At 67.6% G+C, this 26,042-nt stretch carries 20 protein-coding genes and 1 tRNA gene; 18 read left to right on the plus strand and 3 right to left on the minus strand.

Annotated elements, in window-relative coordinates; translation table 11 throughout:
• The first annotated feature begins 2 nt into the window (after positions 1–2).
• The 5 genes from rpsE (at position 3) to ACP69Z_RS06890 (ending at position 3,819) form a co-directional block, all read left to right on the plus strand.
• On the plus strand, positions 3–758 hold the full coding sequence (rpsE, locus tag ACP69Z_RS06870) for a 30S ribosomal protein S5 (RefSeq protein WP_426266770.1): 756 nt from the start codon (positions 3–5) through the stop codon (positions 756–758).
• Between the two features lie 5 nt (positions 759–763).
• The gene (rpmD, locus tag ACP69Z_RS06875; RefSeq protein WP_249503718.1) at positions 764–940 is read left to right on the plus strand and encodes a 50S ribosomal protein L30; all 177 of its coding nucleotides are present in this window, start codon (positions 764–766) and stop codon (positions 938–940) included.
• Positions 941–1,062: 122 nt separating this feature from the next.
• Positions 1,063–1,608: a 50S ribosomal protein L15 gene (gene rplO / locus ACP69Z_RS06880; RefSeq protein WP_426268059.1), complete on the plus strand. Its 546-nt coding sequence runs from the start codon at positions 1,063–1,065 to the stop codon at positions 1,606–1,608.
• A gap of 126 nt (positions 1,609–1,734) precedes the next feature.
• The gene (secY, locus tag ACP69Z_RS06885) at positions 1,735–3,105 is read left to right on the plus strand and encodes a preprotein translocase subunit SecY (RefSeq protein WP_426266771.1); all 1,371 of its coding nucleotides are present in this window, start codon (positions 1,735–1,737) and stop codon (positions 3,103–3,105) included.
• A gap of 63 nt (positions 3,106–3,168) precedes the next feature.
• Positions 3,169–3,819, plus strand: a complete 651-nt coding sequence (locus tag ACP69Z_RS06890; protein WP_426266772.1) for an adenylate kinase — start codon at positions 3,169–3,171, stop codon at positions 3,817–3,819.
• Here ACP69Z_RS06890 and ACP69Z_RS06895 read toward each other — a convergent pair.
• Positions 3,816–4,295 (minus strand): dihydrofolate reductase, encoded by a 480-nt coding sequence (locus ACP69Z_RS06895; RefSeq protein WP_426266773.1) that lies wholly within the window; start codon positions 4,293–4,295, stop codon positions 3,816–3,818. The genes ACP69Z_RS06890 and ACP69Z_RS06895 overlap by 4 nt on opposite strands.
• A 53-nt stretch (positions 4,296–4,348) precedes the next feature.
• Here ACP69Z_RS06895 and ACP69Z_RS06900 point away from each other — a divergent pair, with 53 nt between their 5' ends.
• Positions 4,349–5,749, plus strand: a complete 1,401-nt coding sequence (locus ACP69Z_RS06900; RefSeq protein ID WP_426266774.1) for an FAD-binding oxidoreductase — start codon at positions 4,349–4,351, stop codon at positions 5,747–5,749.
• A gap of 39 nt (positions 5,750–5,788) precedes the next feature.
• Positions 5,789–8,920: a helicase-related protein gene (locus ACP69Z_RS06905; RefSeq protein WP_426266775.1), complete on the plus strand. Its 3,132-nt coding sequence runs from the start codon at positions 5,789–5,791 to the stop codon at positions 8,918–8,920.
• On the opposite strand, the gene ACP69Z_RS06910 is transcribed toward ACP69Z_RS06905, so the two are convergent.
• Positions 8,917–10,275 carry an MFS transporter gene (locus ACP69Z_RS06910; protein WP_426266776.1) on the minus strand — a complete coding sequence of 453 codons (1,359 nt, stop codon included), beginning with the start codon at positions 10,273–10,275 and terminating at the stop codon, positions 8,917–8,919. The two genes, ACP69Z_RS06905 and ACP69Z_RS06910, sit on opposite strands and share 4 nt — an antisense overlap.
• Positions 10,276–10,423: 148 nt before the next feature.
• Between ACP69Z_RS06910 and cyoA the strand changes: the two genes are divergently transcribed.
• The 11 genes from cyoA to ACP69Z_RS06965 all read left to right on the plus strand — a co-directional run bounded on the left by cyoA (position 10,424) and on the right by ACP69Z_RS06965 (position 25,927).
• On the plus strand, positions 10,424–11,533 hold the full coding sequence (cyoA, locus tag ACP69Z_RS06915) for a ubiquinol oxidase subunit II (protein WP_426266777.1): 1,110 nt from the start codon (positions 10,424–10,426) through the stop codon (positions 11,531–11,533).
• A gap of 16 nt (positions 11,534–11,549) precedes the next feature.
• A complete protein-coding gene (cyoB, locus tag ACP69Z_RS06920) occupies positions 11,550–13,598 on the plus strand; it encodes a cytochrome o ubiquinol oxidase subunit I (RefSeq protein ID WP_426266778.1) in 2,049 nt (682 codons plus the stop codon).
• A gap of 5 nt (positions 13,599–13,603) precedes the next feature.
• Positions 13,604–14,245: a cytochrome o ubiquinol oxidase subunit III gene (gene cyoC, locus ACP69Z_RS06925; RefSeq protein WP_426266779.1), complete on the plus strand. Its 642-nt coding sequence runs from the start codon at positions 13,604–13,606 to the stop codon at positions 14,243–14,245.
• Entirely contained in the window at positions 14,242–14,619 is a 378-nt protein-coding gene (gene cyoD / locus ACP69Z_RS06930; RefSeq protein ID WP_426266780.1) for a cytochrome o ubiquinol oxidase subunit IV, read from the plus strand. The genes cyoC and cyoD overlap by 4 nt, the downstream gene beginning before the upstream one ends.
• On the plus strand, positions 14,616–15,332 hold the full coding sequence (locus ACP69Z_RS06935) for an SURF1 family protein (protein WP_426266781.1): 717 nt from the start codon (positions 14,616–14,618) through the stop codon (positions 15,330–15,332). Before cyoD ends, ACP69Z_RS06935 begins: the two co-directional genes overlap by 4 nt.
• A gap of 5 nt (positions 15,333–15,337) precedes the next feature.
• The gene (locus ACP69Z_RS06940; RefSeq protein ID WP_426266782.1) at positions 15,338–16,639 is read left to right on the plus strand and encodes an ATP-binding protein; all 1,302 of its coding nucleotides are present in this window, start codon (positions 15,338–15,340) and stop codon (positions 16,637–16,639) included.
• Complete coding sequence (locus ACP69Z_RS06945; RefSeq protein ID WP_426266783.1) at positions 16,636–17,172, plus strand: response regulator transcription factor; 537 nt, start codon at positions 16,636–16,638, stop codon at positions 17,170–17,172. The genes ACP69Z_RS06940 and ACP69Z_RS06945 overlap by 4 nt, the downstream gene beginning before the upstream one ends.
• 41 nt (positions 17,173–17,213) lie before the next feature.
• Positions 17,214–19,208 (plus strand): TonB-dependent receptor, encoded by a 1,995-nt coding sequence (locus ACP69Z_RS06950; protein WP_426266784.1) that lies wholly within the window; start codon positions 17,214–17,216, stop codon positions 19,206–19,208.
• A 169-nt stretch (positions 19,209–19,377) separates the two neighbouring features.
• Positions 19,378–21,498 carry an autotransporter assembly complex protein TamA gene (locus ACP69Z_RS06955; RefSeq protein ID WP_426266785.1) on the plus strand — a complete coding sequence of 707 codons (2,121 nt, stop codon included), beginning with the start codon at positions 19,378–19,380 and terminating at the stop codon, positions 21,496–21,498.
• Complete coding sequence (locus tag ACP69Z_RS06960) at positions 21,498–25,745, plus strand: translocation/assembly module TamB domain-containing protein (RefSeq protein ID WP_426266786.1); 4,248 nt, start codon at positions 21,498–21,500, stop codon at positions 25,743–25,745. The genes ACP69Z_RS06955 and ACP69Z_RS06960 overlap by 1 nt, the downstream gene beginning before the upstream one ends.
• Positions 25,745–25,927, plus strand: coding sequence for a hypothetical protein (locus ACP69Z_RS06965; RefSeq protein ID WP_426266787.1), 183 nt, complete (start codon positions 25,745–25,747; stop codon positions 25,925–25,927). The genes ACP69Z_RS06960 and ACP69Z_RS06965 overlap by 1 nt, the downstream gene beginning before the upstream one ends.
• Positions 25,928–25,934: 7 nt before the next feature.
• On the opposite strand, the gene ACP69Z_RS06970 is transcribed toward ACP69Z_RS06965, so the two are convergent.
• Positions 25,935–26,011 (minus strand) — tRNA-Arg (locus ACP69Z_RS06970).
• Between the last annotated feature and the right edge of the window lie 31 nt (positions 26,012–26,042).

Here is a 26,042-nt window from a genome sequence, read left to right on the forward strand (position 1 = left end):
GAATGGCTGACGAAATCGAAACCCAGACCCAGGCCGGTAACCCGGACGCGGCTCCGGCGGCCCAGGCTGCCGATGCCGGCGCTCCGGCGCAGGAAGGCCGTGGTCCCCGCGGTGGTAACCGTGGCGGGCGTGGTGGTGGCCGTGACGGCGGCCGCGGTGGCAACCGTGGCGGCGGACGTCGTGACGATCGCCGTGGCGGCCGTGGCGGCGACGACGATGGCGGCGAGGAGCTGATCGAGAAGCTCGTCCACATCAACCGCGTCTCCAAGACCGTGAAGGGTGGTAAGCGCTTTGGCTTCGCCGCGCTGGTCGTGGTTGGCGACGGCAAGGGTCGTGCGGGCTTCGGCCACGGCAAGGCCCGCGAAGTGCCGGAAGCCATCAGCAAGGCGACCGCGGCGGCCAAGAAGGCCATGATCCGCGTTCCGCTGCGCGACGGCCGCACCCTGCACCATGATGGCAACGGCCATTTCGGTGCGGGCAAGGTGACCGTTCGTTCGGCGCCGAGCGGCACCGGTATCATCGCGGGTGGCCCGATGCGCGCCATCTTCGAGAGCCTGGGCGTGGCCGACGTGGTGACCAAGTCGGTCGGCACCTCGAACCCGTACAACATGATCCGCGCCACCTTCGAAGCGCTCAAGGATCAGACCAGCCCCCGTTCGGTGGCGCAGCGTCGCGGCAAGAAGGTCGCTGACCTGCTCGGCCGCGGTGGCGTGAGCCAGGCGGAGGCTGAGGCCACCGCTGACAGCATCACGGAGTAACAGACGTGGCGACCATCAAGATCACCCAGACCGGTTCGCCGATCCGCCGCGACAAGACCCAGCGCGCGACGCTGGTCGGTCTCGGCCTCAACAAGATGCACCGCACCGTGGAAGTGGAGGAGACCCCCGAGGTCCTCGGCCAGATCCGCAAGGTCCAGCATCTGCTGAGCGTCGAAAAGTAATTGGCTTGGAGCCTCTGCTGGTGCAGGGGCTCCATTCCGTTTTGAAACCACAGTGACCGGGCTCTCGCGACAGCGGGGGTCCGGATGCGCGCAAAAAGCGAAAGCGAGTGCAGAACATGACGATCAAGCTTAACGACCTCCGCGACAACCCTGGTGCCCGCAAGGGCCGCGTCCGTGTCGGCCGTGGTATCGGTTCCGGCGTCGGCAAGACCGGCGGTCGCGGTCAGAAGGGTCAGAAGAGCCGCTCGGGCGTCTCGATCAAGGGCTTCGAAGGCGGCCAGATGCCGCTCCACATGCGGCTGCCGAAGCGCGGCTTCAACAACATCTTCGCCAAGGATCACGCTGAAGTGAACCTCGGCGCCATCCAGAAGCTGATCGATGCCGGCACGCTCGACGCGGGCAGCACGGTTGATCACGACGCGCTCAAGGCCGCTGGCGTCGGCCGCGGCGGCAAGGACGGCGTGCGCATCCTCGGCAAGGGCGAGTTCTCGGCCAAGCTGAACTTCCGCGTGGCTGGCGTCAGCAAGGGCGCCCGCGAAGCGATCGAACAGGCCGGCGGCAGGGTCGAGCTGATCGAGCGCAAGGACAAGGCTGAGCTGGCCAAGGCCAAGAAGGGCACCGCCCGCGAGGCGCGCCTCGCCGACAAGGCTGCCAAGTCGGCCAAGTAAGCTGTCTTTCGGCGAGGGCCGAGGTCCGCATCAGGACTCTTGCCTTCGCCGGGTGACCAGCGGCGCTTACATCAGGCGCGTCACCGCCTATATGGGCCCCTTTCGGGGGTAGGGACGAACAAGCACATGGCAAGCCAAGCCGAACAACTGGCTTCAAACATCAGCCTCGCCAATTTCGGCAAGGCGACCGAGCTCAAGAAGCGCATCTGGTTCACGATCGGTGCGCTGATCCTGTTCCGGCTTCTGAGCCACGTGCCGATGCCTGGCATCGACCCGCGCGCCATGGCCGAGCTGTTCAACACCCAGCGCGGCGGTGTTCTCGATTTCTTCAACACCTTCTCGGGCGGCAGCCTGGAGCGCATGAGCATCATCGCGCTCGGCGTCATGCCCTACATCACCGCCTCGATCGTGGTGCAGCTCGGCGCAACCATGTACGCGCCGCTGATGGCCCTCAAGAAAGAGGGCGAGACCGGGCGCAAGAAGCTCAACCAGTACACCCGCTTCCTGACGGTCGCGCTGACCATGGTGCAGGGCTATTTCATCGCGGTCGGCCTTGAGGGCCTCGGCGCCAACCAGAGCATTGCCGCGGTAGTCGATCCCGGCATCCTGTTCCGCGTGGCGGCCACCATCAGCCTCGTCGGCGGCACCCTGTTCCTGATGTGGATCGGTGAGCAGATCACCAGCCGCGGCATCGGCAACGGCATCAGCCTGATCATCATGGCCGGCATCGTCGCGACCCTGCCGCGCACGCTGGCGCAGCTGTTCGAAGGCGGCCGCAGCAACACCATCGACCCGTTGCTGATCATCCTGGTGATCGCGCTGGTCGTCGGCCTGATCCTGTTCATCTGCTTCATGGAGCGCGCCCAGCGCCGTGTCCTGATCCAGTATCCCAAGCGTGCGACGGCCCGCGGGATGATGGCGCAGGAGCGGTCGCACCTGCCGATCAAGATCAACACCGCGGGCGTGATCCCACCGATCTTCGCGTCGTCGCTGCTGCTGATGCCGCTGACCGTCATCCAGATGGCTGGCGCCACGCCGGGTGCCGAGGGTCAGTCGGAATGGCTGGTCACGCTCAGCACCTATCTGCAGCACGGCAGCCCGGTGTTCATGACCCTCTACGGGCTCGGCATCATCTTCTTCTGTTTCTTCTACACCTCGGTGCAGTTCAACTCGGAAGAAACCGCCGACAACCTCAAGAAGCATGGCGGCTTCATTCCGGGCGTTCGTCCGGGCAAGGCGACCGAAAGCTATTTCGATCACCTGCTGACCCGCCTGACGGTGATCGGCGCGGCCTATCTGACCCTGATCTGCCTTGTACCGGAGATCATGTTCACCCAGGCCGGCATTCCCTTTTATCTCGGCGGCACCAGCCTGCTCATCGTCGTCAACGTGACGATGGACACGGTCAGCCAGATCCAGGGTCATCTCATCGCCCACCAATATGGTGACCTCATCAAGAAGGCGAAGCTGAAGGGCGGGCGGCCAGCGCGCCGCTGATGCTTGACGGGGTCCGCACGGGCCCCGACAAGCAGGCTTGAGCTACCAGGGAGCGTTTCGGTCTTGGATATCATCCTGTTGGGACCGCCGGGTGCGGGCAAGGGCACCCAGTCGCAGCGGCTGGTGGAGACCCGCGGCATGGTCCAGCTGTCGACCGGCGACATGCTTCGCGCGGCCGTCAAGAACGGTACTCCCGTCGGGCTCAAGGCCAAGGCCGTGATGGAAGCGGGCGAGCTCGTCAGCGACGCCATCGTGTCCGCGCTGATCGGCGAGCATCTCGACCAGAGCCGCGACAAGGGCGCGATCTTCGACGGCTTTCCGCGCACCCAGCATCAGGCCGAGGCGCTCGATCTCCTGCTCGACGACCGTTCTCGCAAGCTCGCGCATGTGATCGAACTCGAAGTCGACGAGGAAGCGCTGGTCGAGCGGATCACCGGTCGCTTCACCTGCGGCTCGTGCGGCGCGCCGTACCATGAGCGGTTCAAGCCGACGCAGGTGCAGGATCAGTGCGACGTTTGCGGCGGGCATGAGTTCAAGCGCCGTCCCGACGACAATGAGCAGACCGTGCGCACCCGCATGGCCGAATATCGCGCGAAGACGGCGCCGATCCTGCCCTATTACGAAGCGCGCGGGCTGGTCGCCCGGGTCGATGGCATGGCCAGCATGGACGAGGTCACCCGCCAGATCGACATGGTGCTGGACGGCGCTGCCTAGGCGCGTTCCAGCGTGACGAAGGCGTAGGCGGGGCTGTCGCCCTCTGCGCCATGCTCTTCCCGGAACGTCTCGCGCCAGAAGCCGCTGTCGCGCGGATCGGGCACTGCGGTGTCGCCCTCGATGTCGGCCAGCACCTCGGTCAGCTCGACCCGTTCGGCAAAAGCCAGCCCCAGCGCGAAGATCTCCGCCCCGCCGATAATGCTGACATCGTCAGGCGCGGCGAGGGCAAAGGCTTCGGGAAGCGAGTGCGCGACCTCGGTGCCTTCGGCCCTCCAGGCGCGGTCGCGTGTGATGACGATATGTCGGCGCTTCGGAAGCAACCCCGGCAGGCTGTCGAAGGTCTTGCGGCCCATCACCATGGCGGTGCCCAGCGTCAGCCGCTTGAACCGCTTGAGGTCGTCGGGAAGGTGCCAGGGGAGGGTGCCGTTCCGCCCGATGATCCCGTTCCGCGCACGGGCGACTACCAGCTGAATCATGCCGCAATCTCTCCCCGCTCGCGCCGCTCGGCGCAAGCGACTATGTGCGGCGCATGTCTCTTCCGGCCTTTCTCGATGCGATGCGGACGCGGGTCGAGCCGCGGGTAATCGTCTCCGATCCCGAGGCGATCGCGCCGTGGCTGACCGACTGGCGCGGGCGTTGGACGGGGATGAGTGCGCTGCTGCTGCAGCCATCCTCTACCGCTGAGGTGACGGCGATCGTCCAGGCAGCGGAAGCCCATGGCGTGGGTCTAGTGCCCCAAGGCGGTAACAGCTCGATGGTCGGCGGCGCGACTCCGCCCAGCGACGGGTCGGCCGTGCTGCTGTCGCTACGGCGCATGAACCGCATCCGCAGCATCGGGCCCGATCATGCGGTCGCCGAGGCCGGCGTGATCCTCGACACCTTGCAGCAGGCGGCAGTGGGGCAGGGCGCCCGCTTCCCCCTCGATCTTGGGGCGCGGGGGTCGGCCACGGTCGGCGGGCTTGCGGCGACCAATGCCGGGGGGACGCAGGTGCTGCGCTTCGGGACCATGCGGGCGCAGGTGCTGGGAATGGAAGCGGTGCTGTCGGGCGGCCTTGTCCACGACAGCCTCAGCGGGCTGAAGAAGGACAATCGCGGGGTCAGCCTCGACCATCTGCTGATCGGCGCGGAAGGCACACTCGGGATCATCACCGCGCTTCGGCTGCGATTGGTGCCGGGTGCCGTGCAGCGCGCCGCGGCGTGGATCGGGCTTGCCGGGCCGCACGAGGCGCTGGCGTTGCTCCGCCGGCTCGAAGCCGCGACCGACACCATCGAGGGCTTCGAGCTCATCCCGGACCCCAGCCTGGCCCGGGTTCTCCGCCACATCCCGCAAACCCGTGCGCCCTTGGCAAGCAGCGCGCCCTGGCACGTGCTGGTCGAAGCCGTCACCGGCGCTGCGGAAGAGCCGCCGCAGCAACTCCTCGAGCGGCTGCTCGGCGAAGCGAGCGACCTCCTCACCGACGCGGTGATCGCGCAAAGCGATGCGCAGACCGAAGCGCTGTGGCGGCTGCGTCATTCGATCTCGGAGGCCGAACGTGCCGCGGGGCCGGCGGCGCAGCACGACATCTCGCTGCCGATCGACCGCGTGCCCGGCTTTCTCCTCGAAGAGGCCCGGCTGGTCGAGCAGCGTTTTCCCGGCACGGAGGCGAGCGGCTACGGCCATCTTGGCGACGGCAACGTCCACTTCCACGTTCGCGCTCCTGCCGGCGCCGGGGAAGGATGGGCCGACAGCACCGAAGGCAAGGCGGTCAGCGCTTATGTCCATGATCTGGTGACCGAGGCGGGCGGCTCAATCTCCGCCGAGCACGGCATCGGCCAGATGAAGCGCGGCGAACTTGCGCGGCTCGCATCTCCCGCGCGGATGCAGGCACTGCGGGCGATCAAGGCGGCGATGGACCCGCGCGGCATCTTCAATCCCGGCAAGCTGGTCTAGTGGGCAGGAACAGGCGCGTCGGCGGCCCGTTGCGGGGCCATGGCGGATCAGACAAAGACGACGGACCTCGAAATCGGTGAAGTGGTGGCGGCATTGCTGTCGGCGCAAGCGCCGCGGCTGCTGTTCCTGGCCAAAGACGAGGTCCGTGCCGCCGCCATCGCCCGCGCTGCCGAGCAAGGAGCGGGCAACCACAAGGTGCTTTATCTGCCCGCTTCGGACGTCCTCCCGGGCGACGATGCGCCGACGTCGCCCAGCGTCGCGGGGCAACGCACCAGCGCCCTTCGGCATCTTGCAGATGCGCTGAAAGAGGATCGGCCGGTCCTGCTGGTCAGCAGCGGGGAAGCCGCCGGACGCCTGATTGCCGCGCCGGATGCTTACTTCGCCAAGCCCCCCGTGCTGAGCACCGGCGACGCGCTCGACCTTGAGCAATTCGCCGAGCAGGCCCACAAGCTCGGCTACCATGACGACGACCGGGTCGACGAACCCGGTGAAGTCGCCGTCCGCGGCAACGTTGCCGACCTGTTCCCCGGCGACCGCCAGCAGCCGGTGCGGATCGAGGTCGCCGACGGCGCCATTACCGCCATCCGCGGCTTCGATCCGCTGACCCAGTTGACCTGCGAGGATCTCGACAGCCTGGAGATCGGCACCGTGGCCGAACCGCGGGTGAGCGACGGCGTCACCATCGCCGACCACCTGCCTGGCGCCGTGCTCGCCCTCGACCCCGGGGCCGACAAGCGCCGCAAGCTGTTTCTCGCGCTTGCCGCCGATTGCGGCAAGCGGCGCCCGGCGCGGGCTACCGCCGACATTTGCGACGATGCCCGGTGGGAGAAAGCGATTGCCAAGCTCGATCGCCTCGACCTCGCCGAGGGACGCGGCGACCTGCCGCCGCGCTTCGTCGAACAGCGCGCGCCGGAGCGGGCGTTCACCCGCTTCGCCAAGGCCGCGCTCGCCGATGGCAAGGTCCTCGCCTTGCTCGGCAGCCCACGTGACCTGCGCTTCCTCGGCCCCCGTGTCGCGCGGGCGCTCAAGGTGGAGGTCGCTTCGGCCGAAAGCTGGCATGAGGTGATGGCGGCGACGCCCGGCTCGGTCGTGTGTCTCGCCATGGCCGTCCCGCGCGGCTTTGCTCGCGGGCCCGTGATCGCCATTGCCGCCGGCGACCTGATCGGCTCGCGCGCGGCGCACGACACGAGTGTCACCACTGCCGCCAGCGAACTGTTTGCGGCGCCCGAGATCAGGCCGGGCGACATCGTCGTGCACGAGGACCATGGCCTGGCATCCGTGTCCGGCCTGACCGAGCTTCCCGAAGGCGGCGGCGACGCGATCGTGCTGCGGTTCGCTGGTGACGCGCGGCGACTGGTTCCGGTTGCGGATGCCGGCAAGCTGTGGCGCTACGGCTCGGACGAGGAGAGCGTCACCCTCGACAAGCTTGATGGCTCGTCCTGGGAGAAGCGGCGCGGCGAGGTGCTGGCGGCGGTGGCCGAGACCGCGCGCGGGCTGGTCGCGCTCGCGGCCGAACGGGAACAGGCGACGGCCACCGCACTCGAACCCGATGCCGCCCGCTTCGAGCAGCTGGTTGCAAGCTTTCCCTTCACCGAAACCGCCGATCAGCTGAAGGCGGTGGGCGCGATCCGCGACGACCTTGCCTCGGGCAAGCCGATGGACCGGCTGGTGGTCGGCGACGTCGGCTTTGGCAAGACCGAGGTTGCCTTGCGCGCCGCGGCAATGGCGGTGTTCGCAGGCAAGCAGGTGGTGCTTGCGGCACCGACCACCGTGCTGGCGCGTCAGCATCTCGAGACCTTTCGCGGCCGCTTCGAGGAGCTGGGCGTCGAGGTCGCGATGCTCTCGCGGCTGGTCACCGCGGCCGAGAAGAAGCGTGTGCTGGCCGGGCTGGCGGACGGCAGCATCGGCATCGTGGTCGGCACCGGAGCGGTCGCCGGCAAGGGCGTCGCCTACAAGGACCTCGGCCTTGTCATCATCGACGAGGAACAGCGTTTCGGTGCCAAGGACAAGGACAAGTTGCGCGGCCTCGGCGCGCCGCATGCCCTCAGCCTCACCGCCACGCCCATTCCGCGCACGCTGCAATCGGCGCTGGTCGGCCTGCAGCCCGTCAGCATTCTCGCCACCCCGCCGGCGCGGCGCCAGCCGATCCGGACCGAGGTCGGCGGCCTGGACGAGGCCAAGCTCCGCACGGCGCTGATGCGGGAGCGGACGCGCGGCGGGCAGAGCTTCGTCGTGGTGCCGCGGATCGAGGACATGGAGCCGCTGGGGGAAACACTGGCGAGGCTAGTCCCCGAACTCACGCTGGTGCGCGCGCACGGCAAGATGCCCGCGGCAGAGATCGACGAAGCGATGGTCGCCTTTGCCGCGGGTGACGGCGACGTGCTGCTGGCGACCAACATCATCGAAGCGGGCCTGGACGTGCCGCGGGCCAACACGATGGTAGTCATGCGAGCCGAGAATTTCGGTCTCGCGCAGCTGCACCAGCTGCGCGGCCGAGTTGGGCGCGGCGCGCGGCGCGGGCACATCTTGCTGATGACCGGCAAGGCGGAAATCCCCAAGCGCACGCTTGACCGGCTGAATACGCTGGCAGCGTTCGACCGGCTCGGCGCCGGCTTTGCGATCAGCGCCCGTGACCTCGACCTGCGCGGGGCGGGCGACTTGCTTGGCGAAGAGCAGTCGGGTCATCTCAAGCTGATCGGGATCGACCTCTACCAGGACCTTCTCGGCAAGGCGCTGCGGCATGCGCGGGGGGAGGAGGTGGACACGCCAGAGCCCGAGCTTCGGCTAGGCCTTTCCGGGCGCCTGCCGGCCGAGTGGATCCCGGAGGAGGAGGTGCGCTTGTCGCTCTACCTGCGACTGGCGCGGGTTGAGGATAGCGCTGGGCTCAACGCACTCCGGGCCGAGCTGGCGGATCGGTTCGGCGAACTTCCAGCGGAGGCCGAGGCGCTGCTTGGCGCGGCGCAGGTGCGGATGCTGGCGCAGGATGCGGGCGTGCGGCGGATCGACGCCGGGCCGGCCGCCATCGCCATCACGCCAGTCAACGCCGCCGACAAGCCGCCGGCCGGGCTGGAGGACAAGGAAGGGCGCTGGCTGCTGCGGCCGGAAAGCGAGCAGCCTGCCGAGCGGCTGGCCGAGCTCGAAGGCGTGCTGGCGGACCTTGCCGACGCTTAGTCGGCGACCATCGGCGCATCACTCGATCCCTGATCGCGCTGGCCCCACTCGCGGTTGATGAACAGCGCGCCGAGCGTGCAGATCACCCCCGACAGGAGGTAGAGGCCAACCGCCCACAGGCCGAACTCGGCGGTCAGCCACAAGGCGACCAGCGGGGCGAAACCGGCGCCGATGAACCAGGCCGAGTTGGAGACGATGGCAGCGCCCGTGTAGCGATATTGCTGGCGGAAGCTGCCGTTCACCGCGCCTGCTGCCTGGCCGAAGCTGAGGCCCAGCAACACAAAGCCGAGCAACAGGTACAGCCCTTCGCCGAACTGGCCGAAGCCGAGCAGGATCGGTGCGAAGCAGAAGGTGCCGATCAGCGCCGCGGACACGCCCAGCACCGCGCGGCGCCCGACCTTGTCGGCAAGCACGCCCGAGATGAGGATCGCCACCACGCAGATCAGCGCGCCCAATGCTTCGATCAGCAGGAAGCGGACCGGGCTCTCGGTGGTGAACAGCTGATTGTACGACAGCGGAAACACCGCAACGAGGTGGAACAAGGCAAAGCTCGCCAAAGGTGCAAAGGCACCGAGCAGGATCACCCGCCATTCCGCGAACAGGGTGGCGAACGGCGGCGAGGGTTGGAGCTCGCGATTGTCGAACAAACGCTTGAACTCGGGCGTGGCGACGATCCGCAGCCGCGCGAACAGGGCGACGATGTTGAGCGCGAGCGCGACAAAGAAGGGATAGCGCCAGCCCCAGCGAAGGAAGTCTTCCGGCTGCAGCAGGAACAGGAAGTAGGCGAACAGCACGCAGGCGAGCGCCAGCCCGAGCGGCGCGCCAAGCTGCGGGATCATCGAATACCAGCCGCGCTTTTCCTTGGACGCGCTCAAGGCCAGGAGTGAGGGGAGCCCATCCCACGCTCCGCCCAGCGCTACGCCCTGCAGCAGCCGGAATAGGCCGAGTAGCCAGGCGCTAGTTGCGCCGACTTGCGCGTGGCTGGGCAGCAGCGCGATCGCCATGGTCGACCCGCCGAGCAGGAAGAGCGCAATGGTGAGCTTCACCCCGCGGCCGTGGTTCTGGTCGATGTAGGTGAAGAGGAAGGTGCCGAGCGGCCGGCCAAAGAAGGCGAGGCTGAACAAGGCGAAGCTCGCGAGCGTGCCCTGCAGCGGTTCGAGATAGGGAAAGACGAAGGCCGGAAACACCAGCACCGAGGCGATGGCGTAGACAAAGAAGTCGAAGAATTCGGTGGTGCGCCCGATGATCACGCCGACGGCGATTTCGCCCGGGCGGACCTCGTGATGGGCCGAGTGCACCACGCGCGCGTCGCGCTCCAGCGCCTCGGAGTTGCCAATGTCGGCGGACGTGCTCATCTCGGGCGTCTTCTCTCGCTTGCGTGTCGCGGGCACGGGGCGCGCGAAATCTCACTACGGATACCGCTTTGCCCCAGCCGGCGACAGGACGGGATTGGACATTTTGTCCAATGTCGCCGGCCTCGTCACCCGCCTACTTCGCTGACCTATGAAGTCGACGTCCCTCCACTCGGCAGCGCGCATGCTGACCGTGGCGCTTGCCGCACTGGTGCTGGCAGGGTGTAGCCACGCCGTGTTCAACCCGGCCGGCGACATCGCGCGCCAGCAGCGCGACCTCATCATCGTCTCCACCGGGCTGATGCTGTTGATCATCGTGCCGGTGATGGTGCTGATCGTCGTGTTCGCCTGGCGCTATCGCAAGGGGAAGGGCGGCACCTACGATCCCAACTTCGACCATTCGACCACGCTCGAACTCGCCATCTGGTCGGCGCCGCTATTGATCATCATCGCACTCGGCGCGCTGACTTGGTCGAGCACTCACCTGCTCGACCCGTTCCGTCCCCTCGATCGCAAGGCGACCGCGCTGGAAGCCCGCGCCGAGAATAGCCAGTCGCTGCGGGTGCAGGTGGTCAGCCTCGATTGGAAGTGGCTGTTCATCTACCCCGATCTCGGCATTGCGACGGTCAACGACCTCGTGCTGCCGGTGAATCGCGAAGTGCGGTTCGACCTCACTTCGTCGAACATGATGAACACCTTCTACGCGCCGACCATGGCCGGCATGATCTACACCATGCCGGGGATGCAGAGCACGCTGCACGCGGTGCTCGACCGGCCGGTCGACAGCACCGGTTACTCGGGCAATTACAGCGGTGCCGGCTTCTCCAACATGCGCTTTCGCATCCGCGGTGTGCCTGAACAGCAGTTCGCCGGCTGGGTTGCCCAGGCGAAGGCAGGCGGGCGCGTACTCGACACCGCGACTTACCTCCAGCTCGTGAAGCCGAGCGAAAAGGTCCCGCCGATGCTGTTCGCTGTCGGTGACAAGGACCTCTACCGCCGCATCCTCGAACGCTGTGTCGAGCCCGGCAAGCCGTGCATGGGTGACACCATGCGCAAGGATATGGGCCACGGCGGCGGCGGGCACGAAGGCATGACCCCGCGCGGCGGCTCCGCCCCTCCGCATGGCGACAAGCGCGAGGGCGCGCTCTTCAAGTCCAACGAGGAGAAGGGCACCGGCTCGCACATCACCAAGCCCACCGACACGCGAAAGGCACCCGGCGCCATCAATCCCGGCGACGCTGCCAACCGCAACATGAGCTGATCTGAAAGAACGCCACGTGATCGACGCAAAGACCATCTTCGGCCGGCTGGGTTGGGAAAGCTTTCCTATCCACGAGCCCATCCTGCTCGTCACCTTCGCGGTGGTGGCGCTGGGCGGGCTCGCGGTGCTTGGCGGCATCACGAAGTTCAAGCTGTGGGGCTATCTGTGGCGCGAGTGGTTCACCACCGTCGACCACAAGAAGATCGGCATCATGTACTTCATCCTTGGCATCGTCATGCTGCTGCGTGGCTTCGCCGATGCGATCATGATGCGGCTGCAGCAGGCGATGGCGTTCGGCGGAAGCGAGGGTTACCTCAACGCCCACCACTACGATCAGGTCTTCACCGCCCACGGGACGATCATGATCTTCTTCGTGGCGATCCCCCTGGTATCTGGCGTCATCAACTTCGTCATGCCGCTGCAGATCGGCGCGCGCGACGTGGCATTCCCCTACCTCAATTCGCTGAGCTTCTGGCTGACCGCGGCGGGCGCGGGGCTGGTGATGGTGTCGCTGTTCGTGGGCGAGTTCTCGACCGCGGGCTGGCTCAACTACGTGCCCGTCGCCAACCTCGAAAACTCGCCGGGGGTAGGCCCTGACTATTATCTTTGGGCGCTACAGATAGCGGGCATCGGCACGACGCTATCCGCGCTCAACATGGTGACCACCGTCATCAAGATGCGGGCGCCCGGCATGACCATGATGAAGATGCCGGTGTTCACCTGGACCGCTTTCTGCAGCCAGGTGCTCGCGATCGCCATCTTCCCGGTCCTGACCGGCGCCTTCGCGCTGCTGATGCTGGACCGGTATATCGGGACCAATTTCTTCACCAACGATCTTGGTGGCAACCCGATGATGTACTGGAACCTCGTCTGGCTGTGGGGCCATCCCGAGGTTTACGTCCTGATCCTGCCGGTATTCGGCATCTATTCCGAGATCACCTCGACCTTCACCGGCAAGCGCCTCTTCGGCTATTCGTCGATGGTCTACGCGACGGTGGTCATCACGATCCTGAGCTACCTCGTCTGGCTGCACCACTTCTTCACCATGGGGTCGGGTGCGTCGGTCAACAGCTTCTTCGGCATCGCGACGATGGTGATCGCTATTCCAACGGGGGCCAAGATCTTCAACTGGCTGTTCACCATGTACCGGGGCGAGATCCGCTTCGAATTGCCGATGATGTGGGTGGTCGCCTTCATGCTGACCTTCGTGGTCGGCGGTATGACGGGCGTGCTGCTGGCGGTGCCGCCGGCCGACTTCGTGCTTCACAACAGCCTGTTCCTGGTCGCCCATTTCCACAACGTGATCATCGGCGGCGTTGTCTTCGGTCTGTTCGCGGGCATCGAATATTGGTTCCCCAAGGCGTTCGGGTTCAAGCTCGACAAGTTCTGGGGCAAGGTCCACTTCTGGGGCTGGGTGATCGGCTACTGGGTGGCCTGGACGCCGATCTACATCGTCGGCCTGATGGGCACGACGCGCCGGGTCCGCATGTTCGACGACCCGACGCTGCAGCCTTACTTCATCATCGCCGCGATCGGCGCCGTGATCATCCTGATCGGGATCCTGGGCCTCGTGATCGGGCTGGTGGTCAGCTACCGCAAGCGTGAGCAGCTCAAGGTCGGCAACGATCCGTGGGAAGGCCGCACGCTCGAATGGTCGACCACCTCGCCGCCGCCGAACTACAACTTCGCCTTCACGCCCGTCGTCCACGATCTCGACGCCTGGTACGACATGAAGTGCCGCGGCTATGACCATCCGAAGGACGGCTACCGGCCGGTCCACATGCCGCGCAACACCGGCACCGCGATCATCCAGGCCGGTCTCGCCGCCGCACTCGGCTTCGGGATGATCTGGTACATCTGGTGGCTGGCGATCCTCTCCTTCGTCGCGCTGGTCGCGGTGACCATCTGGCACAGCTTCGACTACAACCGGGATTACGACATCCCGGCCGAAGAAGTCGCCCGGGTCGAGCGTGAGAAGATCGGTTTCCTCGACATCAACTATGCGCCCGAGCCGGCGCTGCTGCCGACGACCAAGCCCGGCGCAGCGGTCCCGGCAGGAGCCTGAGAACCATGGCCACCACCGCACCCCACGCCGGTTTCGACCGCGACACCTTCCACCTGGTGGAGCAGGATTCCCACGACCACGGCTCGGCCCACGCAAGCCCGATCCTGCTCGGCTTCTGGATCTACCTGATGAGCGACGCGCTGCTGTTTGCCGCGCTGTTCGCAACCTATGGCGTGCTGTCGACCAGCTTCGCCGGCGGCCCCGCGCCGCGCGACATCTTCGAGCTGGAACTGGTTGCGCTCAACACGGCCATCCTGCTCGTTTCCTCCATTACCTATGGCTTTGCCATGCTGGCGATGGACAAGGGGCGGCAGACGGCGGTGCAAGGCTGGCTGGCCCTGACCGCTTTGCTCGGCATGAGCTTCGTCTCGATTGAGCTGTACGAGTTCGGCGTGCTGATCGGCGAGGGCGCGACGCCCCAACGGTCGGGCTTCCTCAGCGCCTTCTTCACGCTTGTCGGCACGCACGGGCTGCACGTTACGGTGGGTATCGTCTGGATCGGCATCATGCTGGTGCAGGTCGGCCGCCATGGCCTGAACGCCATCAACCGACGCCGACTGACCTGCCTTAGCATGTTCTGGCACTTCCTCGACGTCATCTGGATCGGCGTCTTCTCCTTTGTCTATCTGATGGGAATGGTGCGATGAGCGCTGCAACCGACCGTGATGAGGCCCACGGCAGCGAGCATGGGCACGGCTCCAAGAAGAGCTATCTCGTCGGCTTCGCGCTGTCCGGCATCCTGACCTTCATCCCTTTCTGGCTGGTGATGGCGAAGCCGGTGGGTAATCCCGGGTTGGTCGCGATCCTGATCATCCTGTTCGCGGTGGCGCAGATCCTGGTCCACACCGTTTGCTTCCTCCACGTCAACACCAGCGGGGAGGGCGGCTGGACGCTGCTCGCTTATGTCTTCACGGCCGTGCTGCTGGTGATCACCATCGCGGGCTCGATGTGGATCATGTACCACCTCAACACCAACATGATGCCTGGCATGATGACGGGCGAGGTCAGCACCACCCCGTGACGGCAAGCCGGGGCAAGCGGCGGTTCCTGCTTGCCCTGTGCGGGGCGTTGGCGCTGTTGTTCGCAGGCCTGGGCGTCTGGCAGGTCGAGCGCTTGCGCTGGAAAACCGATCTCATCGCCCGGGTCGATGCGCGCGTGGCGGCAGAGCCGGTGCCGCTCGGTCCACGCGATGAAGGATCGAGGTTCATCGGCAGGGATGCTGAATATCTGAAGGTACGAGCGACTGGACGCTTCGATCACAGCCGCGAGACGCTGGTCGATGCGCTGACCGAACGCGGCAAGGGCTACTGGGTGCTGACGCCGCTCCGGACAGCCGACCGCACCCTGCTCGTCAATCGCGGCTTCGTACCGACCGACCGCGCTCGGGCAGCGACCCGCCAAGCCGGTCAGGTCGCGGGAGAGGTGGCGGTCACCGGCCTGATCCGCTTGACCGAACCCGGCGGCCGCTTTCTCCGCGCCAATCAGCCCGCGACCGATCTCTGGTACTCGCGCGATGTCGCCGCCATTGCCCGTGCCCGCGGTCTCGCGCAGGTCGAGCCCTTCTTCATCGACGCGGATGCGACCCCGAACCCCGGTGGCTTACCGGTTGGAGGCCTGACGGTGGTTAGCTTCCGCAATGCCCACCTCGTCTACGCACTCACCTGGTTTGCGCTGTCGGCGCTCAGCCTGTTCGGGCTGGTGCTGACCTGGAAAAGCTCGCACAAAAGGGGGTGATGGACGTGCCCCTGCTCGCCCTGACGCGGAGCCCGGTGCGGCTGCCTGGTCGAAGCCCCCGCGACGCGGTGGTCGAGAACATGCGGCTGCTGGTCCAGCTCCGCTGGATTGCGGTGGCAGGGCAGGTGCTGGCGATCCTGGTCGCTTACTATCTGCTCGGCGTCGATCTGCCGTTCGAAGCCATGCTCAGCATCGCCGGGCTGCTGGCGCTCGGCAACCTGCTCTTCACGATGACCCTGCGCGAAGCCTGGGTGGTGCCTGGCGAATTGCTGCTGGCGCTGCTGCTCGACATGGCCGCGCTGACCGCCCAGCTTTATCTCAGCGGAGGGACCCGCAACCCGTTCATATCGCTTTACCTGCTCCAGATCGTGCTCGGCGCCATCCTGCTTCCGGCAAGTCGCGCGTGGCTGCTGGTGCTCGCCTCGATCGCCGCCTTTTTCTTTCTCGCAGTCTATCACCTGCCGCTGAACTATCCGCCGCAACTGGCCGACGAAATCGACCTTTCGCTGATCGGGCAAGAGATTGCCTTCGTCATGGTGGCGGTGCTGCTGGTGATGTTCATGACCCGCATCAGCCGCAACCTGCGCGCCCGCGACGATTATGTCGCGGAGCTCCGCCAGCGCGCGGCCGAAGAGGATTCGATCGTTCGCATGGGCCTGTTCGCCAGCGGCGCAGCGCATGAGCTTGGCACGCCCTTGTCCTCGCTGTCCGTCTTGGTGGGCGACTGGGAGCGCGATCCCGAGCTCACCCGCGACGAACGCTTCCGCGAGGAGCTGACCGACGCCAGCCGTGCGGTCGAACGGTGCCGCGAGATCGTCAGCGACATCCTCGACACCTCCGGTCTTCCGCGCGGCGAAGCAATGGCCAGTCTCGCGGCCGAAAGCGTGCTCGCCGATCTCGTCACCGACTGGCAGGCGCTGCACGAGCATGTGCCGCTCGACGCGCACTTCGAGACTGTCCGGGGCGCGCGCATCCCCGGCGAGCCAGCCCTGCGTCAGGCGCTGTGGAGTCTGCTCGAAAACGCGGGCGAGGTGTCGCCCGGGGGCATCGCCATGCACGCGCGGGTCGAAAGCGAGCAATTGCTGGTCGAGATCATCGATCAAGGCCCCGGCTTCCCGCCCCAACAGCTTGCCGTGCTCGGTCAAGCGTCGCGTTCGGTGAAGGGCGCTGGCCATGGCCTCGGCCTGTTCCTCGCCGCCAGCGTCGCCCGGCGCCTCGGCGGATCGCTCAGCGCCGGCAACCGGCCAGAAGGCGGCGCCTGGGTGCGGCTTGCGCTCCCGCTGGTCGGATCGGAGCGCCAAGCATGAGCGCCACGCCCGGCCGGCTGGTTATCGTCGAGGACGACGAGGATTTCGCCCGCACGCTGGCTCGCTCGTTCGAGCGGCGCGGCTATGAGGTGCGCACTGCGGTTGATCCGGCGGAACTCGACGCCTTGCTTGCCGGCGAACGGTTCGACTTCGCTGTCGTCGATCTCAAGCTCGGCACCCATTCGGGCCTGCCCTGCGTCGCTGCCATTGCCGAAGCCGATCCCGCGACCCGCATCGTCGTCCTGACCGGCTTCGCCAGCATCGCCACGGCGGTAGAAGCGATCAAGCTCGGCGCCGCGCACTATCTTCCGAAACCCAGCAATACCGACGATATCGAAGCTGCGTTCGGCCGCGCGGCAGGCGATGCCGAAGTGCCAGTCGACGGCCGCGCCACATCGCTGCGCACGCTGGAATGGGAGAAGATCAACGAAACGCTGATCGCCACCGGCTTCAACATCTCCGAGACCGCACGCCGCCTCGGCATGCACCGGCGCACGCTCGCCCGGAAGCTGGAGAAGCGGCCGGTTCGCTGAAGCCCGCTTGTTGTTCGCCGCGCGGGCCCTAGGGGAAAGCGATGCTGCCGCCGGCCCCGCCCGCCGAGATCATTGTCACCGCGCGCGCGCTGCCCGAGCCGGCGGCCGAGGGGCTGCTCGGCGTAAGCCGGATTGATGCCAAGCGGCTTGAGGAGGCGGGCGCGACTGGTGTCGAGCAGCTGCTGCGCGAGTCGGCCGGCGTGATTCTGTTTCGCCGCTCGGACGCGCGCAGCGGGCAGCCAACCAGCCAGGGCGTGACCTTGCGCGCACTCGGCGGCAATGCGGCGAGCCGGGCGCTGCTGGTGCTCGACGGGGTGCCGCAGTCGGACCCCTTCGGCGGGTGGATCAATTGGCCGGCCTATGATCCCGCGACCCTGGCGAGCGTCCGGATCGTCCGCGGTGGCGGCGGCGTGGCGGACGGGCCGGGGGCGCTTGGCGGGACGATCTTCATGACCAGCGCCATGACGCGCGGCGTTGGTGGCAGCGTGGAGGTGGGAAGCCCAGACGCGCTATTCGCAAGCGTGCAGGCTGGACTGGCGCTTGGACCTGGCACGTTGTTGCTGTCGGGCTACGGCGGTCGCGGCGATGGCTTCGTGCCGGTGGAGGCTGAGGTGCGTGGCCCGGCCGATCAAGCCTCGCCCTATGCTTATGGTGGCGGACGCCTGCGGTGGGCAGGTGACCTCGCTCCGAACCTGGCGCTGGAGGTGGCGGCAGGCGCATTCGACGACCGGCGCGAGCGCGGGCTGGCGTTCACCGACAACCGCACCGAGGGGCTCGACGGGTCGCTGCGGCTGGTCGGCAGCGGAACGTGGCGCTGGTCGGCGCTGGTCTATGCGCAGAGTCGCGAGTTCGACAGCAGCTTTGCGTCGACCAACGATGCGCGCACCGTCGCGACCCGCACCGCGCTGCAGTATGATGTGCCCGGCCGCGCGATCGGCTGGAGCGCGGAAGTGCGGCCGCCGGTCGGCACCGGACTTGAGCTTCGGCTCGGCCTCGATGGGCGGGGGATGCGGGGGGAAACGAACGAGTTCGGCAGCTATTCGGGCGGGCAGCCCGGGCGCGATCGCACCGCGGGAGGGCGATCCGGGCATGCGGGCCTGTTCGCCGAGCTGACGCGCACCGGCGAGCGGCTGACGCTGAGCGGCACGGCCCGGCTCGATCGCTGGACTATCAGCGATGGCATCCTGCGTGAGCGATCGGTGGCGACGGGAGCGCTGCTTACCGACGAGCGATACGCCAAGCGGTCGGGCTGGCGACCGACCGGCCGACTTGGCGCGGGGCTGACGTTGTCGCCGGCGTTGACGCTCCGCTCCGCAGCCTATCTCGGCTGGCGGCTGCCGACGCTGAATGAGTTGTTCCGGCCGTTTCGCGTCGGCGCGGATGCGGTGGCCGCCAATCCGTTGCTGAAGCCCGAGCGCCTGGCAGGAGCGGAGGTGGGGGCCGATTGGCGGCAGGGCGCGGCAAGCCTGTCGCTTACCGCCTTCGCCAATCGCCTGACCGATCCGATTGCCAACGTCACGCTGGCAAGCGGCCCCGGCACGTTCCCCGGCGTCGGCTTCGTCGGGGCGGCCGGAAGCTATCGCCAGCGCCGCAATCTCGATTCCATCGAGGTCGCCGGGCTTGAAGCGGCTGCCGCGTGGAGCCGCGGTGCCTGGACGGTCGCGGCAAGCCTTGCCCTCGCCGATGCGCGCGTACGTGCAAGCGGTCTGGCGGCGTCGATCGACGGGCGGCGCCCGGCTCAGACCTCGGCGCTCTCCGGGGGTGCGAGCGTGCGGTGGGAGCGGGACCGAAAGTCGCTCGCCTTGCAATTGCGCCATTCGGGACGGGCGTATGAGGATGACCTCAACACGCTCCGGCTTCCAGCCGCAACCACGGTCGATCTCGGGGCGGCCATCCCGTTGGCGGCGCGATTGGCACTCACCGCCCGCGCCGAGAACCTGTTCGACGCGCGAGTGATCGCCGGACGAACGAGCGACGGCATCACGGAACGCGCAACCCCGCGCAGCCTGTGGATCGGCCTTCGCCTCACCCGCTGACACCGTGGCCATTGGGCGACACTTTGTTCCTAATCGTGCGGGATCGAGCCGGAGGTGACACAATCCTCCGCGTCGCGCATTGGCGGGGCAGGGCAGCCGGGAAAGCTTTCTTTTGCAACGTAGCGTTTTGACTTCTTGCCGATCCACCTTGCTGGCCGGATGCGCCACCTTGTTTCTCTTCGCCTCGCCAGCGGCTGCGCAGCTCGCGCGGCCTCAACCGACACGTCCGCTCTGCCAGCCCGAACCGCCCACCGTTGCTCCGGCACCGCCCGCTGGCGCCAATCTCCCGCAGGTTGATCCGATCATCTGCCAGGACGAGCTGGCGAAGGAGATCCCGCCGCTCGGACCGGATGATCCGGCACTCAACACCCCGCTCGAGAGCGTCGCCGACTTCGAAGCGCGGCTGCGGGCGCAGGAAGCCGCCGGCATCGGCGTCGCGCCGACCGCCGATCCCGAACTTGCCCAGCCGCTCCCGCCGTTGAGCCAGTTCGACGTGCGCGAGGTGGAGCTGGCCCAGCCCGAGCCTGCCGAGGCTGTGCCGGAGCTACGCTACGCCATCAGGGTCGAGGGTCTCGCCGAAGTCGACGCGCTGACCGACGTCAGTATGCAGGGCGAGTTCAACAGCCTGTCGGCGCTGGAAGAGGGCGACGGCAAGGCTGCAAACGAGGCGATGCTCTCGGCGCGGCTGAGCGAGGACAGCAAGCTCATCCAGCGCATTTTGCAGGCCGAGGGCTGGTATGATGGCGCGGTGCAGACCCGCATAGACCGCTCGCCGGCCGAGGATGGCCAGCCGGTCACCGCCGTGCTGCAGGTGTCGCCGGGTACGCGCTACACGCTTGGCACCATTGCCTTGCAGGCGGACCCGCCGACCCCGCCCGACCTCATCACCAGCAACCTTGCGCTAAAGGTCGGTGAGCCGATCGTCGCCCAGCGCATCCAGGGCGCCGAAGCGAACCTCGCCATCGTCTTGCCGCAACAGGGTTATCCCTTCGCCACAATTGGCCAGCGCGACGTGCTGCTCGACCCCGACACGCACCTTGGCGATTACACGCTGCCGATTACGCTGGGGCCGCGGGCGCGGTTTGGCGGGTTCCGGACGACCGGTGACCTCGCGTTCGGCGCCAGCCACGTGAAGACCTTGTCGCGGTTCAAGGCGGGCGAGCTCTACGACAGCCGCGACGTCGACGATCTGCGTCAGGCGCTTGTCGCGACCGGGCTGTTCACCACCGTCGCGGTGGAGCCGGAGCGGAGCGGGCAGCTCAATCCCGACGGCACTGAGACAGTGACCATGCTGGTGACGCAGGACGCGGGGCCGCCACGCACGCTGGCGGCGAGTGCTGGCTATGGCACCGGCCAGGGCTTCCGGGTCGAGGGCAGCTGGACCCACCGCAACCTGTTCCCGCCCGAAGGCGCGCTGGTCGTCAGCGCGGTCGCCGGCACGCAGGAGCTTGGCGCCAGCGCCATCTTCCGCCGCTCCAACGCCGGCAAGCGCGACCGCACCTTCCAGGTGGGAATCGAGGCGCTGCGCTCGGACTATGACGCCTTCGAGGCGCTGACGGGCCGGATCTTCGGGCGGTTGAGCTACGACAGCACGCCGATTTGGCGGAAGACCTTCACCTGGGGCATCGGCGCCGAGATCCTCGGCACGATCGAGAAAGACTATAATTTCGCGCTCGGCCGGCGTGACGATCGCAAATTCCTGATCGGAGCGCTGACCGGGCAGTTCGGCTTTGACAAGACCGACAGCCTGCTCGATCCGACCAAGGGGTTCCGGGCGCAGATTCTGGTCCAGCCCGAAGGCGCGCTGAGCGATGGCTTCCGGCCGTACCTGCGCAGCCAATTGGACGGCAGCGCCTACTATCCGGTCGGTGACAGCATCGTCGTCGCCGGACGTGCGCGAGCGGGCACGACGCTCGGGATCAGCCGCTTCCAACTGGCGCCGTCGCGGCGGACGTACGCCGGCGGCGGCGGGTCGGTGCGCGGCTTCGGTTATCAGCAGCTCGGCCCCAAGGACCCGGACGGTCGGCCGCTGGGTGGGCTGAGCCTGGTCGAGGCGGCGGGCGAAGTGCGCTACCGCTTCGGCGACTTCGGCGTGGTCGGCTTTGTCGACATGGGCCAGGTCTATGAAGACCGCGTGCCGAGCTTCAAGGACCTGCGCACCGGAGTTGGGATCGGTGCGCGTTACTACACCAGCTTCGGGCCGCTTCGGGTCGATGTCGCCACGCCGCTTGGCCGCCGCCAGGGTGAGAGCCGGTTCAACGTCTATATCTCGATCGGTCAGGCCTTCTGATGAGTGAGGGCGCCGCCACGGTCGATGGCCTGCCGGAAGGCGAGCGCGAGACGATCATCGTCCGCCGCCACCGTAATTGGCCGCTGACCATCGCCAAGGTGCTGCTCGGCCTGGTGGTCGCGCTGGCGCTGCTGGTGCTGGCGCTGTTCGCCTTCATCAACACCGATCCCGGCCGCCGCTTCGCCGCCGACCGGATCGAAGCGCTCGAATTCGCCAACGGGATGAAGATCGGCGTGGGCAGGATCGACGGGTCGCTCACGGGCGCCCTGACGGTTCACGGCTTTACCGTGTCCGATCCCAAGGGCGTGTTCCTGTCGGCACCCCTGGTGCGGCTCGACTGGCGGCCGCTCGATTATTTCAACAACCATGTCGACATCCGCAGCCTCACCGCGCCGACCGCCACGCTGGCTCGGCTGCCGCAGTTCAAGGCAACCCCGCCGAGCGACGGGCCATTGCTGCCCGATCTCGATATCGACATCGGCCGGCTGAAGGTCGACCGGTTGATCATCGGGCCTTCGGTGACCGGCGAGCAGCGCGTTGGCTCGATCGACGGGCGCGCCCGCATCGCCGACCGCCGCGCGCAGGTCGCCCTGCAGGCGGCGGTGATCGGCGGCGAGGGCCGGGCCGGCGGCGACCGGCTGGCGCTCAACCTCGACGCGGTGCCCGACGACAACAAGCTGACACTCGACGCCTTCGTCAGCGCGCCTGCGGGCGGGGTGCTGGCGACCATGGCGGGGCTGACCGCGCCGGTTCGGGCGCGGGTGCAGGGCAGCGGCGACTGGAAGAAGTGGGACGGGCGGCTGCTCGCCGACCTGGACAACCAGCCGTTCGCCCGCCTGATGCTGAGCGCCCGCGACGGCACGTTCGGAGTGCGCGGGCCGACCCGCGTGGCGCGGCTGGTCGAGGGGCCGACCGCGGCGCTGCTGGGCCCGATAACCAACGTCGCGGTGCAGTCGACCTGGGCCAATCGTCGCGCGGACTTGAACGGCCGCTTCTCGAGCGATGCTTTTACGCTGGTCGCGAACGGCGTCGCCGACCTCGGGCGCGACCGGTTCGAGGAGATGAAGCTCAACTTCGGGCTGCTGAAGCCGCAGGTGCTCGCGCCCAACCTAGCCGGGCGTGACTTGCGCGCGGCGCTGACCCTCAACGGGGCACTGCGCCGGCCGACAGTCGATTATCGCATCAATGCAGCGACATTGGCTTTCAACGACATGGGGCTGCAGGGCCTCGACGCGCAAGGGCAGGCGCGGTTCGACAAGGATCAGATGATCGTGCCGATCGCCGCTACCGCGCGGGCGATTACCGGGCTCGACGTCGCGGCGGGGGGCACCATCACCAACGTCCGGCTCGACGGCGATCTGGCGGTCGACTGGCCGCGGATCGTGTCTGACAACCTGCGCATCCGGTCGGACCGGATCGACGCCAAGGCGATCGTTCTCGCCGATGTCGCCAAGGGGCTCTACACCGGCGCACTCGAAGGCCGGGTCAACGACTATCGCATCGACAGCGTCGGTATCTTCAACATCGACACCAACGCCGATGTGAAGACGGTGGCGGGCGGGGGCTTTGCGCTGGTCGGGCGGGTGCGGGCGCAATCGACGCGGTTATTCAACGAGGGCGTGCGCAGCTTCCTAGGCGGCAATGTCGTCGCCTCCAGCGATGTCGCTTACGGGACCGACGGCATCATCCGTTTCTCGCGCTTGCGGCTGAATGCGCCGCTGCTGCGCGTGACCGACGGGCGCGGAAGCTATTCGCCCGACGGCCGGATCGACCTCAGGGCGCAAGGCGTCTTGCGGCAATATGGGCCGGTCGGCGTGCAGGTCGCGGGTACCGTCAGCAATCCGCGCGCGATCGTCACGGCGGCAAACCCCGGTTTCGGGATCGGTATCGCAGGGCTGACCGCCGACATCCGCAGCGTCGGCAACGCTTATGCGATCCTGGCGCGCGGGCGGAGCGACTATGGCGACTTTACCGCCGACGTGCTGGTCCAGACCGCGGCGGGGCCGCTGACGATCGACATCCGCCGTGCGACGCTGGCCGGGATCAATGTGCAGGGCCGGGTCAGGCAAACGCCGGCCGGTCCGTTCGCGGGGCAACTCAATGCCAAGGGGCAGGGGATCGGCGGGATCGTCCGGCTGGCGGCGGCGGGGCGCTATCAGGCCGCGACCATCAACCTGCGCGCCCGCAACGCCGTGCTTCCGGAGCCGGCGGGAATCGCCGTCGGTGCTGCCATCGTCGATGCGCGGGTGGTCCTCTACGAACGGCCGGAGATCGTGGCCGATGCGCAGTTGGCCGATGCGCAGCTCGGCTCGACCAACATCGCCGCGCTCCGCACCATCATCAATTATCGGGGCGGGCAGGGCTTCGCCCGCGGTGTCGCGGAAGGCACGTCGGGCGTGCCCTTCCGCATGGCCTTCAACAGCGAACTGACCCCGCGGCTGTGGCGTGCCTCGCTCAAGGGCCGGGTCAACGGCATCGATGTGCGCACCGAGAGCCCGGCGCGGATCGTCCCGCGGAGCGGCACCTACGAGCTGCTGCCGACCCGCCTGGCGTTCGATCGCGGCAGCATGCGTCTGGCCGGCAGCTATGGCCGTGGACTGGCGCTGCAGAGCCGCATTGATGCGGTCGACATGAGCCTGATCAACATTTTCGCGCCGGGCCTCGGCGTTGGCGGCACCGCGACGGGCAGCATCGACTTCGTTCAGGCCGGCAACGCCTTCCCGCGCCTCGACGCGAGCCTTGCGATTCGCAACTTCACCCGCACCACGGCCGCGTCCGTCAGCCGCCCGCTTGACGTCAATCTGGTGGCCAGGCTGGCGCCCGGAACCGGCACGCTGAACGCTGTGATGCGGACCCGGGGGACGGTGGTCGGGCGGGTGCAGGCGGCGATCCAGCCGCTCGGGTCGGGCAGCTGGACCAGCCGTATCGCCGGCGCGCCACTCACCGGCGGAATCCGCTACATCGGCCCCGCCGACGCCTTGTTCTCCTTCGCCGGACTCGCCGACCAGAGCCTGTCCGGCTCGCTGGGGGTCGCCGCCGACTTCGGCGGACGGGTCGAGCAGCCGAGCCTCGCCGGCGTGGTCCGTGGGCGGGGCCTGACTTACGCCAACGCGACCTACGGCACCCGCATCACCGACATGGCGCTGCAAGGCCGCTTCACCGGCGAACGCTTGCAGATCGACCAGCTGACCGGCCGCGCCGGAAGCGGGACGGTGACCGGCAACGGTTATGTCAGCCTCGCCGCCGCAAGCGGCTACCCGGCCAACTTCGACCTGTCGCTCGACAATGCCCGGCTGGCCGACAGCGACGCGCTGCGGGTCACCGCCACCGGCAACGTCCGGCTGATCAAGGCCGCCAACCAGTCGCCGATGCTGAGCGGCACGGTGCGGCTGCCCGCGACGCGCTATCAGATCGTGCGCCAGGGCTCGGCCCAGGTGCCCGAACTCACTGGTGTCCGCTTCAAGCCGCCGAGGGGCCGCCCGCGGGTGACCGGCGATGCCGCGCCGCAATCGGCCGCTGCGAGCTTTGGCAACGTCCGCCTTGACCTCAACATCGTCGCGCCGGGGCAGCTGTTCGTGTCGGGCATGGGCCTTGAGAGCGAATGGCGCGCCGACATGCGGGTGACCGGCACCAGCCAAGCGCCGCGGATCACCGGCGACATCAATCTCGTCCGCGGGACGTTGGGCTTCGCCGGGCGCTCGTTCGAGCTGCAGGAAGGCACCGTCCGCTTCAACGGCGGCAGTGCGTCGGACGCGACGGTGACCATGAGCGCGACCGAGACCATTGAGGATGTCGACGTGACGGTGAATGTCGCGGGCTCGGCGCTCGACCCGCGGATCACCTTCTCCAGCTCGCCGGGCCTGCCGCAGGACGAGATCGTGTCGCGCATCCTGTTCGGCAATTCGGTCGGGCAGCTGTCGGCGATCCAGGCGGTTCAGCTGGCGGCCTCGCTCAACACCCTGCGTGGCTCGGGCGGTGGCGGCCTCAATCCGCTCGGCAAGCTGCGGCAGGTGGCCGGCATCGACCGTCTCCGCATTCTCGGACCCGACGATACGCAAGGCCGCGGCACCGCGTTGGCGGCGGGCAAGTATATCGGCGACGACATCTATCTGGAGGTCGTGACCGACGCCCGCGGCTTCACTGCGACCCAGCTGGAAGTGACGTTGAGCCGCAGCCTGTCGATCCTGAGCCAGGCGGGCGGATCGAACAGCACCAACGTCAACGTGCGCTACCGGAAGACCTACTGATGCGAGGCGGGGCGCTGCTGCTGGCAGTGGTGGCCCTGTCGTCCTGCGGCGATCGCCGCAGCTTCGACGAGCGCTACAAGGACACCAGCAGCGAACTCGAGCAGCGCGCCCGCGCGATCGACCAGAACATCGCCAACGCACTGCCTGCGGAAGAGGCGACCGCGGGAAACGCGTCCACTTAGGAGGTAGTGGCGCGCCCGGCAGGATTCGAACCTGCGACCACGAGCTTAGAAGGCACGTGCTCTATCCAGCTGAGCTACGGGCGCGTTGGTGTGTCGCTAGGGCGGCGCGGGCTCC

Source organism: Sphingomonas sp. LHG3443-2, from assembly GCF_049896405.1.
Taxonomy (GTDB): Bacteria; Pseudomonadota; Alphaproteobacteria; order Sphingomonadales; family Sphingomonadaceae; genus Sphingomicrobium.

What these genes read in the sequence shown, in the direction of transcription:
- rpsE (WP_426266770.1), top strand. Translation starts at nt 3, where the DNA reads ATGGCTGACGAAATCGAAACCCAGACCCAGGCCGGTAACCCGGACGCG.
- secY (WP_426266771.1), top strand. Translation starts at nt 1,735, where the DNA reads ATGGCAAGCCAAGCCGAACAACTGGCTTCAAACATCAGCCTCGCCAAT.
- ACP69Z_RS06895 (WP_426266773.1), bottom strand. Translation starts at nt 4,295, where the DNA reads ATGATTCAGCTGGTAGTCGCCCGTGCGCGGAACGGGATCATCGGGCGG.
- ACP69Z_RS06900 (WP_426266774.1), top strand. Translation starts at nt 4,349, where the DNA reads ATGTCTCTTCCGGCCTTTCTCGATGCGATGCGGACGCGGGTCGAGCCG.
- ACP69Z_RS06905 (WP_426266775.1), top strand. Translation starts at nt 5,789, where the DNA reads ATGGCGGATCAGACAAAGACGACGGACCTCGAAATCGGTGAAGTGGTG.
- ACP69Z_RS06910 (WP_426266776.1), bottom strand. Translation starts at nt 10,275, where the DNA reads ATGAGCACGTCCGCCGACATTGGCAACTCCGAGGCGCTGGAGCGCGAC.
- cyoA (WP_426266777.1), top strand. Translation starts at nt 10,424, where the DNA reads ATGAAGTCGACGTCCCTCCACTCGGCAGCGCGCATGCTGACCGTGGCG.
- cyoC (WP_426266779.1), top strand. Translation starts at nt 13,604, where the DNA reads ATGGCCACCACCGCACCCCACGCCGGTTTCGACCGCGACACCTTCCAC.
- cyoD (WP_426266780.1), top strand. Translation starts at nt 14,242, where the DNA reads ATGAGCGCTGCAACCGACCGTGATGAGGCCCACGGCAGCGAGCATGGG.
- ACP69Z_RS06945 (WP_426266783.1), top strand. Translation starts at nt 16,636, where the DNA reads ATGAGCGCCACGCCCGGCCGGCTGGTTATCGTCGAGGACGACGAGGAT.
- ACP69Z_RS06950 (WP_426266784.1), top strand. Translation starts at nt 17,214, where the DNA reads ATGCTGCCGCCGGCCCCGCCCGCCGAGATCATTGTCACCGCGCGCGCG.
- ACP69Z_RS06960 (WP_426266786.1), top strand. Translation starts at nt 21,498, where the DNA reads ATGAGTGAGGGCGCCGCCACGGTCGATGGCCTGCCGGAAGGCGAGCGC.
- ACP69Z_RS06965 (WP_426266787.1), top strand. Translation starts at nt 25,745, where the DNA reads ATGCGAGGCGGGGCGCTGCTGCTGGCAGTGGTGGCCCTGTCGTCCTGC.